Genomic DNA, 15027 nt, shown 5'->3' on the forward strand with positions numbered 1-15027 from the left:
TAACTCATTGTTTTCGCTACTTGCAGACCCGAGTTTGCATAGCTGCTCTGCGGGTTCTGCACGACGGACTAAATCGATTAGACTGTTCAGGCACAAAATTGCCGTAAAGGACCTCGACCTAACTATTTGCCGGCTGGCGAGTTTCTTATATGTTTCCTAGTGGATTGAATTTGACGTTTGGACACGGACCGACATACATGCTGCTCCAAACGTCAAATTCGAAAAATCCACTAGATTCATAATATTGCTGGTGGTTTTTAGGTTCCGATATTTGTTCAACGCGAGTCTCATCCGGTTGCAAATATCGGAATCTAACCACCAGCCACTTGGATTAAACTTCGTATCAACGGATAGATTGTTCGGGAGTTGTTTTGTCGTTTTCAGTTTCAGTAGAGCGCCTGATCGAGCGATGGCAGCATGATGGCCTTATCGATGCCGACACGGCTTCGCGGCTGAATGCCGATCTTGAAAAACGTGGCCCCCGGTTCAGTCTCGGCTCGGTTCTCGCAACACTTGGCGGGCTGTTGCTTGGCGCTGCGGTCATCATGCTGGTTGCAGCCAACTGGCAGGATATGCCGCGCATCATGCGTATCGGTCTTATCTTCGCATTGATCTGGGTGTGCTATATTGGCGGCGCATGGCGTGAGCTGCGCGGCGACAAGCTGTTACCGCAGGTGCTCTATATAATAGCTGCAGCATCATTCGGCGCAGGCATCGCACTTGTTGGTCAGATGTATCACCTGTCAGGCGATGTTCATTCGGCGGCTGTGGTCTGGGCGGGCGGTGTTCTTGTAGCAGCGTTTCTGCTGCGCTCTCCGGTTCTGACTGTGTTTGGTGCAGCCGTCGCCTGCTTTTATTTGGGGACCTATGCGTTCAGCAACGAATATGGCGACCTGAATTACCGATGGGTAGGCCCGTTGCTGGTTCTGGTTGGAGCAGTTGCTGCGCGTTTCACGCAATCCCGCCACGCAGCCCATTTATGGTGCCTGTTCGTTCTCGGCTGGGCGGTGCTTCTTTATTCTGAAAACGAAAGCCGGGCGATTCTCGGCATGATGCTGGTTATCGGTATTGCTTTCATGCTCGCCGACGCCTTTGCCCATGATGCGCTTCAGAAGCTCACACGCTTTGCGCATCCGCTGGCATCTTATGGCCTGCTGCTTGCGCTGTTGGCGCTTGGCATTCTGCAAGTCGACAAGATGCTTTCCATCATCTTTGATAAGAACATCACGCAGGATGTCGTCTATGGCATTCTCATTCTGGCGCTATCGATCGGTTCGTTAGCTGTATGCGGGCGAGACAATGGCAGCTTGCGTTCCATTGCCTATGCAGCTTTCTCGTTTGAAGTGCTTTATCTGGCCTTCTCGACGGTGGGTTCGATGATCGGTACATCAGGTTTCTTCCTCACGGCAGGTGTGCTGGTGCTGCTCCTTGCAGCCTTCGTGCGACGTATGGAGAGCCGGTTCGGGCGAAAGCGCCAAGTGGAGGCAAAACCATGAGCTTATTCAAGAGTAAGTGGCTTTATGCCGGTGCCGTTGTCGCTGCAGTGCTCCAGACAGGCATTCTTTATGCAAGTATTGAGAAACGCGCCTCAGTGCTTCGGGCTGGCAATGAGATCGTGCTGCAGACACGACCGATTGATCCGCGTGATCTGATGCGTGGTGATTACGTTATCCTCGGCTATGACATCACATCGATCAACCGCAACATCATTCAGGGCAAGCCTGAGGACGGTGCCCGCACAGTCTATGTAGCGCTGAAGCCCGACGCTCAGGGCTTGTGGCATCTTTCGCGTGCGTCCTTTGAATCGTTTACTGATCTCGCTTTTGACGAGAAGCAGATTCGCGGCCATTCGGTCTATGCTATTTCTGATTATCCTGATGCGACAATCAGTATGCGTTACGGCATAGAACGCTATTACGTGCCGGAGGGTGAGGGGCGTGCAATTGAGGATAGCCAGCGTGATTTACAGATCACTGCCGTGGTTGCCGTTGACGATACAGGCACGGCTGTCATGAAAGGTTTACGTGATAATGGCGAGCAACTTTATCAGGAGCCGCTCTATTAATCAGCTTCTGAACGAAAAGGGCTTGGCTAAGGCGACAAGATCGCTATATAGGGGCGGAAAGCACGAAAGCGCTTCGGCTTGAAAGAGCTGGCAAATCTATGCCGGTAAAACGGCTTTTTTCCTTTGAACCGGGAAAATTGAATGATATAGAGACGCGCGCTTTCGAGAGGCGGTTCAATATCTGAGGCGAATTTAGTGCGTTCGGTGGAATGCACTTCGGTTCAGAGGCGGATATGGCGAAATTGGTAGACGCACCAGATTTAGGTTCTGGCGGGAGACCGTGGGGGTTCGAGTCCCTCTATCCGCACCAACTGCCTTAAGGCAAAAGAATTTCTCTCCCGCGACGAGGCACAAACGCCGGAAACGGCGGGACAATGACAAGAAGTGAAGGTTTGAACATGCAGGTTACCGAAACGCTCAATGAAGGGCTGAAGCGCGAGATTAAAGTCGTGGTTCCGGCCGGAGATCTCGAAGCCAAGCTCTCTGAGCGGCTCGAAACTGCCCGTGGTCGCGCCAAGATCAATGGCTTCCGTCCAGGCAAGGTGCCAACGGCACACCTGCGCAAGACCTACGGCAAGTCCTTCATGGCTGAGATCGTGAACGAAATCCTCAATGATTCGTCGCGTTCGATTCTTGCTGACCGCAATGAAAAGTCGGCAACACAGCCTGTCGTTTCGATGTCGGAAGACGAAAAAGAAGCTGAACAGGTTCTGGACGGCAAGGCCGATTTCGTTTTCTCGCTGACTTACGAAGTTCTGCCAGCGATTGAAGTCAAGGACTTCTCGAAGATTGCAGTGACCCGTGAAGTCGTAGACATCTCGGACGAAGAAGTTGACGAACAGGTTAAGCGCGTTGCTGCTTCGACCCGCACTTTTGAAGCCAAGAAGGGCAAGGCAGAAAATGAAGATCGTGTAACGATCGACTATCTCGGCAAACTCGACGGCGAGCCATTTGAAGGCGGCGCAGACACCGATGCGCAGCTCGTTCTCGGTTCGGGTCAGTTCATTCCAGGCTTTGAAGAACAGCTCATTGGCCTCAAGGCTGGCGACGAAAAGGTTATCAACGTAACTTTCCCTGCTGAATACGGTGCCGCGCACCTCGCAGGTAAGGAAGCAACCTTCGACATCACCGTTAAGGGCGTTGAAAAGGCTGGCGAACTCGTTCTCGACGACGAAACCGCTAAGAAGCTCGGCATCGAGTCGCTTGAGCGTCTGCGTCAGGTTGTTCGTGAACAGATCGAAAGCCAGTACGGCCAGATCACCCGTCAGAAGGTAAAGCGTCAGATTCTCGACGCACTCGATGGCGATTACCAGTTCGAAACGCCAGAAAAGCTCGTTGAAGCAGAATTCAACAACATCTGGCAGCAGATCAACTTCGATCTGCAGCAGGCTGGCCGCACATTTGAAGACGAAGAAACCACTGAAGAAGCTGCTCGCGAAGAATACCGCAAGCTTGCTGAGCGCCGCGTTCGCCTCGGTCTGGTTCTCTCCGAAATCGGTGAAAAGGCAGGCGTAGAAGTTTCTGAAGAAGAACTGCAGCGCGCTGTTTACGACCAGGTACGTCGCTACCCAGGTCAGGAAAAGGAAATCTACGAATTCCTGCGCAAGACGCCGGATGCAGTTGCTAACCTTCGCGCACCTATCTTCGAAGAAAAGGTCGTTGACCATCTGCTCGCAAACATCAACGTGACCGACAAGAAGGTCTCGAAGGAAGAGCTGACTGCAGAAGACGAAGATGCAGCTTCGGAAGCAAAGCCAGCCAAGAAGGCTGCTGCGAAGAAGAAGGCCGCTCCTAAGAAGAAGGCAGAAGAAAAGTCCGACGAGGCTTAATTCTTCCAAGTCTGAACTATTCGAGAAGGCCGCGCACTGCGCGGCCTTTTCATTTGAAGCTTAGTTCGTCCGTTAAAGGTGTGACATGAATGGATTGCCATATCTCCATTTGGAGCTGACGATGCAGGAAGAGCCACGCCAACCCGCATGGCCAGCCGATGTCAGTGTAGTTACCTTCTCTGATGAATATGCACGAGCTGCCCATGATTTGCTGCTTCGGGGCTATGCCAGCGGCGGCGGTTCGGTCACTGATTTCGACAACTGGTACAATGGTTTGATAGCCGATAGCGAATATGATCCGGAACTGGCCGTTCTGGTTCTCGATCAGGTCCGTCGCCCTGTAGCATTTGTGCAGTGTTGGAATAGTGCTTTCATAAAGGATTTGGTTGTCGATCAAAGCAGGCGGCGGGAAGGGGTCGGCGAAGCGCTTTTGCTTTGTGTGCTTCGGCTTTTCTTTCAACGTAATCAGACAACGATTAGTTTGAAAGTGGAGCAGAATAACCCCTCTGGAGCTGAAAAGCTTTACAGGCGTATCGGCTTTAGCGAAGTTTCAGTGACGAAACTGCCTATGAAACCTTGAGCAAATTACACTGAAGGGCAGAGAAGGCTTGCCAGTCCTCGCCGTTTGTTTTAGCCAAAGTCAGATAGAATTTTTGCTGCGCATTGCGTCGCACAGGAAGAGATAGACGAGTTACTATGACCCTTATTGATACGCGTACGCCTGAACCAAAACGTTTCATCTCTGGCGCCACCGGCGACTGGGAAATCGTCATTGGCATGGAAGTCCACGCTCAGGTCACGTCCGAGTCCAAGCTATTTTCCGGCGCTTCCACATCCTTCGGTGCAGATCCGAATGCGAATGTGTCTCTGGTGGATGCCGCGATGCCGGGCATGTTGCCTGTCATTAATATTGAATGCGTCAAACAGGCTGTGCGTACCGGCATTGGCCTGAATGCTCAGATCAATCTGAAGTCGGTTTTCGATCGCAAGAACTATTTCTACCCCGATTTGCCGCAGGGCTATCAGATTTCGCAGTTCAAGCAGCCAATCGTCGGCGAAGGCAAGATCATGATCTCCGTTGGTCCTGACAATAAGGGCCAGTTCGAAGACGTAGAGATCGGTATTGAGCGTTTGCATCTGGAGCAGGATGCGGGCAAGTCGCTGCACGACCAGCATCCAACGATGTCCTATGTCGATCTCAATCGTTCCGGTGTGGCGCTTATGGAAATCGTTTCCAAGCCAGACCTGCGTTCGTCGGATGAGGCCCGCGCTTATCTGACCAAGCTGCGCACGATTGTCCGTTATCTCGGCACTTGTGATGGCAATATGGACGAAGGTTCGATGCGCGCAGACGTGAACGTTTCCGTTCGTCGTCCGGGCGGCGAATTCGGCACCCGTTGCGAAATCAAGAACGTCAACTCGATCCGCTTCGTTGGTCAGGCGATTGAATATGAAGCGCGCCGTCAGATCGCTATTCTGGAAGACGGTGGCTCTATTGATCAGGAAACGCGCCTGTTTGATCCTGTGAAGGGCGAAACCCGTTCGATGCGCTCCAAGGAAGAAGCGCATGACTATCGCTATTTCCCTGATCCAGATCTTCTGCCACTCGAATTCGATCAGGCCTTCGTTGATGCGCTTGCCGCAGATCTTCCTGAGCTACCGGATGTCAAGAAAGACCGTCTGGTCGAAAAACTCGGTATCTCGGTTTATGACGCGTCGATTCTGGTCTCGGAAAAGGCCATTGCGGACTATTACGAAGCAGTATCCGATGGTCGTGATGGCAAGCTGGCTGCAAACTGGGTCATCAACGATCTACTTGGTGCGCTGAACAAGACGGGCAAGGACATTGAAACATCGCCTGTTTCACCGGTTCAGCTCGGCGCGATCATCGATCTGATCAAAGATGGTACGATTTCCGGCAAGATCGCTAAGGAACTGTTTGAAATCGTCTGGAATGAAGGTGGCGACCCGAAAAGCCTCGTTGAAGAACGCGGCATGAAGCAGGTTACGGATACCGGTGCGATTGAAAAGGCCGTTGACGATATTATCGCAGCCAACCCGGATAAGGTCGAACAGGCCAAAGCCAAGCCAAGCATGGCTGGCTGGTTTGTCGGTCAGGTGATGAAGGCAACGGGTGGCAAGGCCAACCCGCAGGCCGTTAATGATCTGGTCAAGTCCAAGCTCGGGATTGAAGAATAATGTGGGTTCGCAGCGCCAGTGAGGCAGATCTTAAGGCCGTGCACGAATTGCTGGTCTCGACCTGGCACGCGACTTTCGACGATATTCTTGGCCGGGAAACGGTGAATGCCGTCACCGGCAAATGGCACTCGGTTGCGGCGCTGAAAGCCAATCTCAAGAAGCCGTATTCTGAATTCATCGTTGCAGATAACGGCGAGGGCGGTATCGACGGCATGGCTTTTGCGAGCCAGACCGGAGAGGGCAAGGCCTCGCTCCATCAGCTCTATGTGCGTCCTGAATCGCAGGTGCAGGGCATCGGCACAATGCTTCTGGCGGAAGTCGAAATGGCTTTTCCGGGCGTAAACACGATGCGGCTTGAAGTGATCGAACGCAATGAGAAGTCGGTGCGCTTTTACGAGCGCAAAGGCTATGCCCGCGCGGGCCGCAGTGAAGATTGGGGCGATCCCAATTGCAAGGAGCCCGTGCTGATTATGGAAAAGTCTCTCGAAGGCTGGAGTATGTAGTCTTTTGCTTTAACGCGCATCATATCCGAAAACCACTTCACACTTTTCGGGATGCGCTTCATACTCTTGTGACAGCGGCAACTTGCCCCTTGCCTTGGGCCTTTGATAGGGCCATAAGCGTTGAAAACCCGGCAGTTAATCTGCCTGTGGCAATAACGGATCTGGATAGGTCATGAAGAAATTTCTTACGCAAGTCTTCACCTGGTGGAATGGCCAAACGCTTGGCACCCGCCTTCACACCTGGCGCAAAGGCGAACGGGTCGGCGAAGATGAGTTCGGCAATGTCTACTATCAGGGTGGCAAGGACTCTGAAGGTCGCACCCGCCGCTGGGTCATTTTCAATGGCTATACGGAAGCAAGTGCTATTCCTCCGGGCTGGCATGGCTGGATGCATCACCGCGTTGATACGCCGCCAAGCAAGGAAGACTACAAGCCGCGTGACTGGCAGAAGCCACACCTGCAGAACCTGACTGGTTCGTCGCTGGCTTATCGTCCGAAGGGATCGATCGCGATTCCGGGAACCACTCCTGCCGAGCGCCCACGCGTAACCGGCGAATACGATGCCTGGACACCGGGCAGCTGATTTGAGGCTTTAAACCGGCATGGATTTCATGCCGGTTTTTCTCTTTTGCGGTATGAGAGCACAATTCGACCGGAGTGAAACGAGGGTCGATAAGATTATGCTCAACATCAAAAATTTTAGAGCGCCGATTTGATTCATTCAGATCGAAACGGCGTTTAGCGCAAAAGGTTTGAGGATAGTTGGATCGCACATACGGTAGCAAAGCATTGCTGCTTGCAGCTGGGCCACGAATCGTCACAATTGACGATTAGGAGTTGTTCCGGCTCATTATTTAACCAGATTAATACGGATATCCGTTTTGACGAAGCATTCCACCGGCACGGCTATTAACGGAAAGAACTGGTTCAAGCAGGCAGCAAAGGTGGCTTTGCTTACTCTGCTCGCCGGCACTTCAAGCTTTAATGCAGCTTATGCTGAACGTATTTCCAATCCTGTTGCAGAATTTTCGGGTCTCGACAAGATCACCGGCCGCATCACCAGTTTCGATGTTTACATCAATGAAACTGTGCAGTTCGGTGCGCTTCAGGTAACGCCGAAGGTTTGCTATTCGCGTACCGAAAACGAAGCGCCGCGCACAGACGGTTTTGTCGAAGTTGATGAAATCACCCTCGACCGCAAAATTCGCCGTATCTTTACCGGATGGATGTTTGCCGATAGTCCGGGTCTCAACGCTGTTGAACATCCGATTTATGACGTGTGGCTTAAAGACTGCAAGCAGAAGTCCGACGTTCCGCCGCCAGATCAGCGCAAATAATCTTTCATTTCAGAAAATGGCGACGCCCTGGAGTGCTTCATCGAGAAGCCCTTCATATTTTTTGCGCCTCACTTCGATTGCACCGAAGCGCTCCAGATGGGCTGTCGTGAACTGCGTATCAAGCAGTACAAATCCCTGTCGTTTCAGATGCTCGACCAGATAGGTGAGGCAGACTTTTGAAGCGTCGCGCTTACGTGTAAACATGCTCTCGCCAAAGAAGGCGCGTCCGAGCGTGACGCCATAAAGCCCACCCACGAGTTGGCCGTCATGCCATGCTTCGACTGTGTGGCAATGACCAGCGTCAAAGAGTTTCCGATAGGCTTCGCGGATCGGCGCGTTGATCCATGTCCGCGCACGTTCGCCGGTACCGCTTGCGCAGCCGTCGATAACGCCCTCAAAGTCATTATCGAGCCGGATTTCAAAAACTGCTTGTCTGATGGTTTTCTGCAGGCTTTTCGGAATGTGAAAGCCATCGAGCGGGATGATACCGCGCTTTTCAGGACGAACCCAGAAAATCTCAGGATCGTCTGCTTCTTCGGCCATCGGGAAAACCCCGGTGGCATAGGCCCGCAGGAGCAGCTCCGGTTCGATTGTATAGTCGTCCGGTGAGGCTCCTGCGGTCACTTTATCTATGCACCCATGTTCTTATGTATTTGGAGTTTCTGACTGCTTGGCCAGATACTTTTCCAGCCAATGGATGTCGTAATCACCATTGGCAATGTCCTGATTGGAAATCAGGTCCTGGAACAGGGGCAGGGTCGTCTTGACGCCATCGACCACGAACTCATCAAGCGCACGACGCAGACGCATCATGCATTCAACGCGGTTGCGGCCATGTACGATCAGCTTGCCGATGAGGCTGTCATAATATGGCGGGATGCGGTAGCCGGAATAAACACCTGAATCCACGCGAATACCAAGGCCACCTGGCGTATGGTAATGGGTGATCAGGCCCGGTGAAGGCGTGAAGTTACGCGGGTCTTCCGCATTGATGCGGCATTCAATGGCATGGCCATGGAAGCGTACATCTTCCTGCTTGACGGAAAGGCCCAAGCCTGCTGCAACACGGATCTGCTCGTGAACGAGGTCGATGCCGGTGATTGCTTCGGTAACTGGGTGCTCCACCTGAAGACGGGTGTTCATTTCGATGAAATAGAACTCGCCGTTTTCATAAAGGAACTCGATCGTGCCTGCACCGCGATAGCCCATATCAGCAACAGCATTGGCACAGATCATGCCGATCTTGTCGCGTGCTTCGGCATTCAATGCTGGAGAGTTGGCTTCTTCCCAGACCTTCTGGTGACGACGCTGCAACGAACAATCGCGCTCACCCAGATGGATTGCATTGCCTGCACCATCGCCCATGACCTGCACTTCGATGTGGCGCGGCTTTTCGAGATATTTCTCGATGTAAACGGCATCATCACCAAATGCTGCACCAGCCTCGGTACGCGCGGTAGCAAGCGCTACGGCCAGATCTTCTTCGGTCTTCGCAACCTTCATGCCGCGACCACCACCACCGGCGGATGCCTTGATGATGACCGGATAGCCGATTTCTTTTGCGATACGCTTGGCTTCGTTTTCATCGGTTACGCCACCGTCCGAACCCGGAACGACTGGAATGCCAAGGCGCTTTGCAGTGCGCTTGGCTTCAATCTTGTCGCCCATGGTGCGGATATGCGAAGAGGTCGGTCCGATGAAAGTAATGCCGTGTGCTTCAAGAATTTCAGCAAACTTGGCATTTTCCGAAAGGAAGCCGTAGCCCGGATGGATTGCATCCGCGCCGGTGATTTCGCAAGCAGCAACGATTTGATGAATATTCAGATAGCTGTCGCGTGATGGAGGCGGTCCAATGCAAACGCTTTCGTCCGCAAGGCGAACATGCATCGCATCGGCGTCGGCTGTGGAATGAACTGCGACCGTCTTGATGCCCAGTTCTTTACAAGCCCTGAGCACACGAAGAGCGATTTCGCCACGATTGGCTATGAGTATCTTTTGAAACATTGCGCTTTGCTGCCCGTTCATTGAATAAGCCTGAATTCTACTGACCAATGGGTCGTCTTATTCAATGACGACAAGCGGTTCGCCGAATTCAACAGGCGCTGCATCTTCAACCAGAATAGCCTTGACCGTACCGGCGCGAGGCGCGGAAATCTGGTTCATAGTCTTCATGGCTTCGATGATGAGAAGGGTCTGGCCTTCCTTGACCTGTGTGCCAACTTCGATGAAGTTGCGTGCGCCAGGAGCAGGGGCGAGATAGGCGGTACCGACCATTGGCGAAGGAACAGCATTTTTGCTGAGTTCTGCCTTTGTTGGTTCTGCTGCAACAGCAGCAGCCACCGGCGCTGCAACTGCGGCTGGTGCAGCCTGCATCACAGTAGCCGCAGCCTGAACCGTTACATTGCGCGAAACGCGGATACGCAATTCACCATGTTCGACTTCGATGTCGGTCAGGTCGGTTTCATTGAGAATGTTCGCGAGATCGCGAATGGTTTCTTTGTCGATGACGGAATTTTTGCTGGACATATAAAGGCCCCTTTACGCTTGCCCGTTGTTTTCTTCTTCTTTGGCAATTGCCGCGAGTGCGCGCAGGCCGAGCAGGTATCCTTCCGCGCCAAAGCCGCAGATGACGCCTTTGGCGACTGCGGAGACATAGGAGTGATGCCGGAAAGCTTCACGCGCATGAATGTTCGACAGATGCACTTCCACGACCGTAACTTTGGCCGAACGGATGGCATCGTGAATAGCAACCGAAGTGTGGCTGTAAGCTGCGGGATTGATCAGGACATAAGCGTTCTTATCGCCCGCTTCCTGAATCCAGCTAACCAGATCACCTTCGTAATTAGTCTGGCGAAAATCGACAGCAAGGCCCAATTGTTCAGCCTCGCGCTTGCAGCCCGCTTCGATATCTTCGAGCGTTGCCACACCGTAGATGCCCGGCTCGCGCTTCCCAAGAAGATTGAGATTGGGGCCGTTCAGAACAAAAACCGTTTTCACCATATTCGTCCGTGATCGATAACGGGCCTATTACGAAAATTCAATTACACTTCGCATTTCATATAGAGGGCTTGGACGCAAGTCGAAACCCTCTAATTTAATGCTAATGTTTCACCACAGCGTTTTTCCCGCTATTCTTTGTGGAATGAACGCTATTTGTGGCAAAAATAGTCATTTATCACTTCTGATTTATTGAATGTACCTTGCCAATAATCAACAAGACGCGATCTCAATCAGATCAGCTTTTTTTGGCTGAGCGCGCTGCAGCGATTCTTTCAATCAGGCCTTCTGCGCCGATTGCACCGGGAACGAGGTCGTTTCCGATGATGTAGGACGGCGTGCCGGTGATGTTGAGCTTCTGGGCGAGCTGATAGGTTTCCTGAAAGGCATTGGTGATTGCCGGGTCTTTCATCTTCTCGCGAAGTTGTGCTTCATCTGCGCCGAGCTTGACCGCATCAGCAATCGCCGAAGCTTCTGTTGCGCGTTCCTGCGCACCGAGAAGAACTTCGTGATACTCGGCATATTTCTCCGGCATAAGGGCTTTAAACGCCTGCGCTACAATGTGGGCGCGCATGGAGTCCGGTCCGAGGATCGGGAATTCCTTCATAACGAAGCGGACGTTTGGATCGTTCTTCAGGATTGCTTCCATGTCTGGAAGCGCGCGCTTGCAGTAGCCGCAATTGTAATCGAAGAACTCGTAAACGGTGACATCGCCGTTTGGATTGCCGAAGACAGCATCGTGTGACGGATTGAAAAGCTGATCCTGACTTGATGCCAGAACCTGCTTGACCTGCTCCTGAGCAGCTTCCGCCTGCTTGGTTTCAAGTGCGGTCTGCACCTCAACCATGATCTCTGGGTTCTTCAGCAGATAATTGCGAACGATTGTCTCTACCGCCTGCTGGTCCAATTGCGGCGCAGCAGCCATTTCCACAGGTGCAACTGTAGGGGCTACGGGCGCTGGCTGATGTGCGGTGCCGGCATAATAGCCGAGTGCAAGTGCAGCTGCACCGACGACGGCACCACCGATTGAACCAAGAATGACGTTCTTCATACCGATCACTTTCATACGTTCTGAAATCTCACTTAAAGTGCGGCTTGGGTAGCCTCTTAAGTGGCTTACTTTTTAGCTTTGGCGTTGATGATGTCCTGCGCACGCAGCCAGTCGGGAGTTCCTGACTTCATTTGCTTTTGCGCGCGAATGGCAAATATCTGGGCCTGCTGCAGCTTCCCGGAATAGTAGTTCATGTCGGCTGTGGCAAGGTCAGCGCGGGCCATATCGCCAGACTGGCCATAGGCTTGCGCTAGATATCCATATCCGCCGGGAAACTCTGGGTCGGCCGCAATACCTGCTTTCAGCTCCTTGATAGCATTGGGCATATTGGCCTTGGTGCCAGTAAGCATCAAGGCGCGGCCGTAGCTCATGCGCAGCAGTGGAGACTTGCGCGTATCAAGAGAAACTGCACGTTGGAAAGCTTTTGCAGCACCTTGTGGGTTGTTAGCCTTAATCAGCACTTCGCCCATCATTTCCTGGAAATATGGATTCTTTGGCTGTTCTTTGATGAGTGCCTCAAACTTCGGGAGTGCGGCACGGGCCGAGCCATTCAGATAAGTGGTGATTGCGCTGCCATAACGGGCCGGTAGGCCACCGGGATTACCGCGGAACATGCGCTGCAAAGCGCCCATATTGTTGGAGTAGGCTGCGATCTTGGCGCGTGCCATATCATGTCGGAGTTGCAGCGCTGCGGAATCCGTCTTGTTATAGTTCGGGCTTTTTTTGGCCAGTTCTTCAAGGTTGGAAATTCGCTCGCGGGGCAACGGATGGCTGATACGATACTGATCGATCTGGGTGCCGGACAGTGAAAGTGCCGACGCGAAGCGCTGGAACGTATCAAGCATTCCTTTTGTCGACTGGCCAGTGGCATTGAGATAATTAACAGCCAGACGGTCGGCGGTCATTTCTTCGGTACGCTGATAGCTGAGCAGGCTGCGCATTGCCATTTCCGTACTGCCCATTGCAATGCCGCCACCTGCACCCGCAGCAGCACCGCTGCCTGAAGCTGCACCGGCAACGCCTGCGCCGACGCCCAGAAGCATACCAATAACTGCCATGGTGCGTGCGCGGCTCAACTGTTCACGCAAGCGATCCTGATGCCCGCCAGCGATATGACCGGCTTCATGCGCAATGACGCCGATGATTTCGTTCGGTGTTTCTGCCTGCATGATGGCGCCTGTATTAATGAAAATACGACGGCCATCGACAAAGGCGTTGAAGCTCTGGGAATTGACGAGAATAACGCGGACACCACGTCCGCCTAATCCGGCGACTTTGAGGATCGGAGCTGCATAATCGGCGACAAGCGCTTCGATTTCAGCATCGCGTACGATTGGAACGCCGCCACCGCCACGCGATTGCGCCTGTGCAGGCAGGACGCCTGTAACGGCAACAGCTAGGGCTGCAAAGGCAGCAACTGAACGGCGCATCACATTCTGAAAAGAAAACGCTTTGGTCGTGAAAGTTGCAGTCATGCTCCCCATAGTGCTCCTCATCCTGCTCAAACGAAACAAAAGCGAATCTTACAAATCCGGCCTAGTTTAAGGGCTTTATATCAATCTTCATCGCTGTTTTTACTACAGCGCTGTTGCTTTACCAATCCGGCGATTATAGGGCGGGTGAGTTGCATTGCATTACCCGCTTTTCTGGAGGCTAAGTTGAATACTCTTTCCAACCGTAGCGCAGTCGAACCGTTTCACGCCATGGATGTTCTGGCAGAGGCCAATCGTCGTCGCGCTGCGGGCCATCCAATCATTTCGATGGCAGTCGGGCAACCGGCAGACCCCGCACCGCAAATCGTGCGGCTGGCTGCAGAACGCGCCCTGAAAGATGGCCGTATCGGTTATACCGATGCTCTAGGGCTGATAGAGCTGCGTGAAGCAATTGCCGCGCATTATGCTGACAACTATGGCGTAACCGTCTCGCCGGAACGCATTGCGATTACGACAGGGTCATCGGCCGCGTTCAATCTGGCGTTTCTTGTCTATTTCGATCCAGGCGATCGCGTTGCAATCACGCGCCCGGGCTATCCAGCCTATCGCAATATTCTGACAGCGCTTGGCCTCGAAGTGGTTGAAATCGCCAATGAAGGCGGCGCATCAGGTGCACTGACCGCTCAGGCATTGGCTGCCGCTCATGCCGAGAAACCGTTGAAGGGCGTACTTTTTGCAAGTCCCGCCAATCCAACCGGCGCTGTGATTGACAAGCCGGAACTCAAGGCCATCATTGAAACTGCGCGCGATCTTGGTATCCGCGTAATTTCTGACGAAATCTATCACCGTCTTTCATATGAGAGCGAAGATGTGACGGCACTGCAGATCTCGGACGATGTCACCATCATCAATTCATTCTCAAAATACTACTGCATGACCGGCTGGCGTATTGGCTGGATGGTTCTGCCAAGTGCTGATGTGCGTGCCATCGAACGCCTCGGCCAGAGCCTTTATATTTCCGCGCCTGAACTTTCGCAGCGCGCGGCAATTGAAGCGTTTCACGCCACCGCAGAGCTGGAACGCGTGAAAGACCGCTATCGGCAGAACCGACAAATCCTGCTCGAACACCTGCCGCGCATGGGGCTAAGCCTCGCCGCGCCCATGGACGGCGCGTTCTATGCCTATTGCGATGTTTCGCGCTTTACCAATGACAGCATGGAATTTGCGCGACGCATGATTGCCGAAACCAACATTGCGGCTACTCCGGGACAGGATTTTGATCCGATCGACGGGCACCGCACCATGCGCTTTTCTTATGCAGGCAGCATAGAAGAAATTGAGGAAGTGGTTCGCCGTCTTGAAGAGTGGCTTCCACAACAGCGCGCCTGATAGCTAGAGCATTTCCTGTTTTAATTGAGTCATTGGAAATGCTCTATCTATTTGTTTTTGCGCGCATCTTGTTCCGAAAACCGCTTCGCACTTTTCGGGATGCGGTCTAGAGCGGTTCCAGTTAATATTGAATCGTGGAACCGCTCTATCTTTCTGTTTTATGCATTATCCTTGCGCAGAACCGCTTCGCACTCTTGCGGGAATGCTTTAATTGCTAAAACAAA

At 52.9% G+C, this 15027-nt stretch carries 15 protein-coding genes and 1 tRNA gene; 10 read left to right on the forward strand and 6 right to left on the reverse strand.

Features of this window, described 5'->3' with window-relative positions:
• Nucleotides 1–371 precede the first annotated feature (371 nt).
• The 9 genes from CEV34_RS13555 to CEV34_RS13595 all read left to right on the forward strand — a co-directional run bounded on the left by CEV34_RS13555 (nt 372) and on the right by CEV34_RS13595 (nt 7933).
• Entirely contained in the window at nt 372–1496 is a 1125-nt protein-coding gene (locus CEV34_RS13555; RefSeq protein ID WP_007874709.1) for a DUF2157 domain-containing protein, read from the forward strand.
• The gene (locus CEV34_RS13560) at nt 1493–2065 is read left to right on the forward strand and encodes a GDYXXLXY domain-containing protein (RefSeq protein WP_007874710.1); all 573 of its coding nucleotides are present in this window, start codon (nt 1493–1495) and stop codon (nt 2063–2065) included. Before CEV34_RS13555 ends, CEV34_RS13560 begins: the two co-directional genes overlap by 4 nt.
• 227 nt (nt 2066–2292) lie before the next feature.
• Nucleotides 2293–2375, forward strand: a tRNA-Leu gene (locus CEV34_RS13565).
• An 88-nt stretch (nt 2376–2463) separates the two neighbouring features.
• Complete coding sequence (tig, locus tag CEV34_RS13570; protein WP_268877849.1) at nt 2464–3894, forward strand: trigger factor; 1431 nt, start codon at nt 2464–2466, stop codon at nt 3892–3894.
• Between the two features lie 121 nt (nt 3895–4015).
• Entirely contained in the window at nt 4016–4474 is a 459-nt protein-coding gene (locus CEV34_RS13575; protein WP_007874714.1) for a GNAT family N-acetyltransferase, read from the forward strand.
• Nucleotides 4475–4590: 116 nt separating this feature from the next.
• Entirely contained in the window at nt 4591–6093 is a 1503-nt protein-coding gene (gene gatB / locus CEV34_RS13580; protein WP_007874716.1) for an Asp-tRNA(Asn)/Glu-tRNA(Gln) amidotransferase subunit GatB, read from the forward strand.
• Nucleotides 6093–6596 carry a GNAT family N-acetyltransferase gene (locus CEV34_RS13585; RefSeq protein WP_007874717.1) on the forward strand — a complete coding sequence of 168 codons (504 nt, stop codon included), beginning with the start codon at nt 6093–6095 and terminating at the stop codon, nt 6594–6596. The genes gatB and CEV34_RS13585 overlap by 1 nt, the downstream gene beginning before the upstream one ends.
• Nucleotides 6597–6768: 172 nt before the next feature.
• Entirely contained in the window at nt 6769–7179 is a 411-nt protein-coding gene (locus CEV34_RS13590) for an NADH:ubiquinone oxidoreductase subunit NDUFA12 (protein ID WP_007874719.1), read from the forward strand.
• 283 nt (nt 7180–7462) lie between these two features.
• Nucleotides 7463–7933 (forward strand): DUF2155 domain-containing protein, encoded by a 471-nt coding sequence (locus CEV34_RS13595; protein WP_039859697.1) that lies wholly within the window; start codon nt 7463–7465, stop codon nt 7931–7933.
• 9 nt (nt 7934–7942) lie between these two features.
• Here CEV34_RS13595 and aat read toward each other — a convergent pair whose 3' ends face one another.
• From aat to CEV34_RS13620, 6 genes are all read right to left on the reverse strand, one after another.
• Entirely contained in the window at nt 7943–8512 is a 570-nt protein-coding gene (gene aat, locus CEV34_RS13600; protein ID WP_039859710.1) for a leucyl/phenylalanyl-tRNA--protein transferase, read from the reverse strand.
• A 66-nt stretch (nt 8513–8578) separates the two neighbouring features.
• The gene (gene accC, locus CEV34_RS13605; RefSeq protein ID WP_094543770.1) at nt 8579–9937 is read right to left on the reverse strand and encodes an acetyl-CoA carboxylase biotin carboxylase subunit; all 1359 of its coding nucleotides are present in this window, start codon (nt 9935–9937) and stop codon (nt 8579–8581) included.
• A gap of 57 nt (nt 9938–9994) precedes the next feature.
• A complete protein-coding gene (gene accB / locus CEV34_RS27045) occupies nt 9995–10459 on the reverse strand; it encodes an acetyl-CoA carboxylase biotin carboxyl carrier protein (RefSeq protein WP_007874737.1) in 465 nt (154 codons plus the stop codon).
• A 12-nt stretch (nt 10460–10471) separates the two neighbouring features.
• Nucleotides 10472–10933, reverse strand: coding sequence for a type II 3-dehydroquinate dehydratase (gene aroQ / locus CEV34_RS27050; protein ID WP_007874746.1), 462 nt, complete (start codon nt 10931–10933; stop codon nt 10472–10474).
• Between the two features lie 235 nt (nt 10934–11168).
• The gene (locus CEV34_RS13615) at nt 11169–11981 is read right to left on the reverse strand and encodes a DsbA family protein (RefSeq protein ID WP_007874748.1); all 813 of its coding nucleotides are present in this window, start codon (nt 11979–11981) and stop codon (nt 11169–11171) included.
• A gap of 65 nt (nt 11982–12046) precedes the next feature.
• Nucleotides 12047–13465, reverse strand: coding sequence for a M48 family metalloprotease (locus CEV34_RS13620; protein ID WP_039859719.1), 1419 nt, complete (start codon nt 13463–13465; stop codon nt 12047–12049).
• A gap of 174 nt (nt 13466–13639) precedes the next feature.
• On the opposite strand from CEV34_RS13620, the gene CEV34_RS13625 reads away from it, so the two are divergent.
• Nucleotides 13640–14803 carry a pyridoxal phosphate-dependent aminotransferase gene (locus tag CEV34_RS13625; protein ID WP_007874767.1) on the forward strand — a complete coding sequence of 388 codons (1164 nt, stop codon included), beginning with the start codon at nt 13640–13642 and terminating at the stop codon, nt 14801–14803.
• The last annotated feature ends 224 nt before the right edge of the window (nt 14804–15027 follow it).

The organism is Brucella pseudogrignonensis (genome assembly GCF_002252525.1).
In the GTDB taxonomy this organism is placed as follows: Bacteria; Pseudomonadota; Alphaproteobacteria; order Rhizobiales; family Rhizobiaceae; genus Brucella; species Brucella pseudogrignonensis.

What these genes read in the sequence shown, in the direction of transcription:
- CEV34_RS13560 (WP_007874710.1), top strand. Translation starts at nt 1,493, where the DNA reads ATGAGCTTATTCAAGAGTAAGTGGCTTTATGCCGGTGCCGTTGTCGCT.
- tig (WP_268877849.1), top strand. Translation starts at nt 2,464, where the DNA reads ATGCAGGTTACCGAAACGCTCAATGAAGGGCTGAAGCGCGAGATTAAA.
- CEV34_RS13575 (WP_007874714.1), top strand. Translation starts at nt 4,016, where the DNA reads ATGCAGGAAGAGCCACGCCAACCCGCATGGCCAGCCGATGTCAGTGTA.
- gatB (WP_007874716.1), top strand. Translation starts at nt 4,591, where the DNA reads ATGACCCTTATTGATACGCGTACGCCTGAACCAAAACGTTTCATCTCT.
- CEV34_RS13585 (WP_007874717.1), top strand. Translation starts at nt 6,093, where the DNA reads ATGTGGGTTCGCAGCGCCAGTGAGGCAGATCTTAAGGCCGTGCACGAA.
- CEV34_RS13590 (WP_007874719.1), top strand. Translation starts at nt 6,769, where the DNA reads ATGAAGAAATTTCTTACGCAAGTCTTCACCTGGTGGAATGGCCAAACG.
- accC (WP_094543770.1), bottom strand. Translation starts at nt 9,937, where the DNA reads ATGTTTCAAAAGATACTCATAGCCAATCGTGGCGAAATCGCTCTTCGT.
- accB (WP_007874737.1), bottom strand. Translation starts at nt 10,459, where the DNA reads ATGTCCAGCAAAAATTCCGTCATCGACAAAGAAACCATTCGCGATCTC.
- aroQ (WP_007874746.1), bottom strand. Translation starts at nt 10,933, where the DNA reads ATGGTGAAAACGGTTTTTGTTCTGAACGGCCCCAATCTCAATCTTCTT.
- CEV34_RS13615 (WP_007874748.1), bottom strand. Translation starts at nt 11,981, where the DNA reads ATGAAGAACGTCATTCTTGGTTCAATCGGTGGTGCCGTCGTCGGTGCA.
- CEV34_RS13620 (WP_039859719.1), bottom strand. Translation starts at nt 13,465, where the DNA reads ATGGGGAGCATGACTGCAACTTTCACGACCAAAGCGTTTTCTTTTCAG.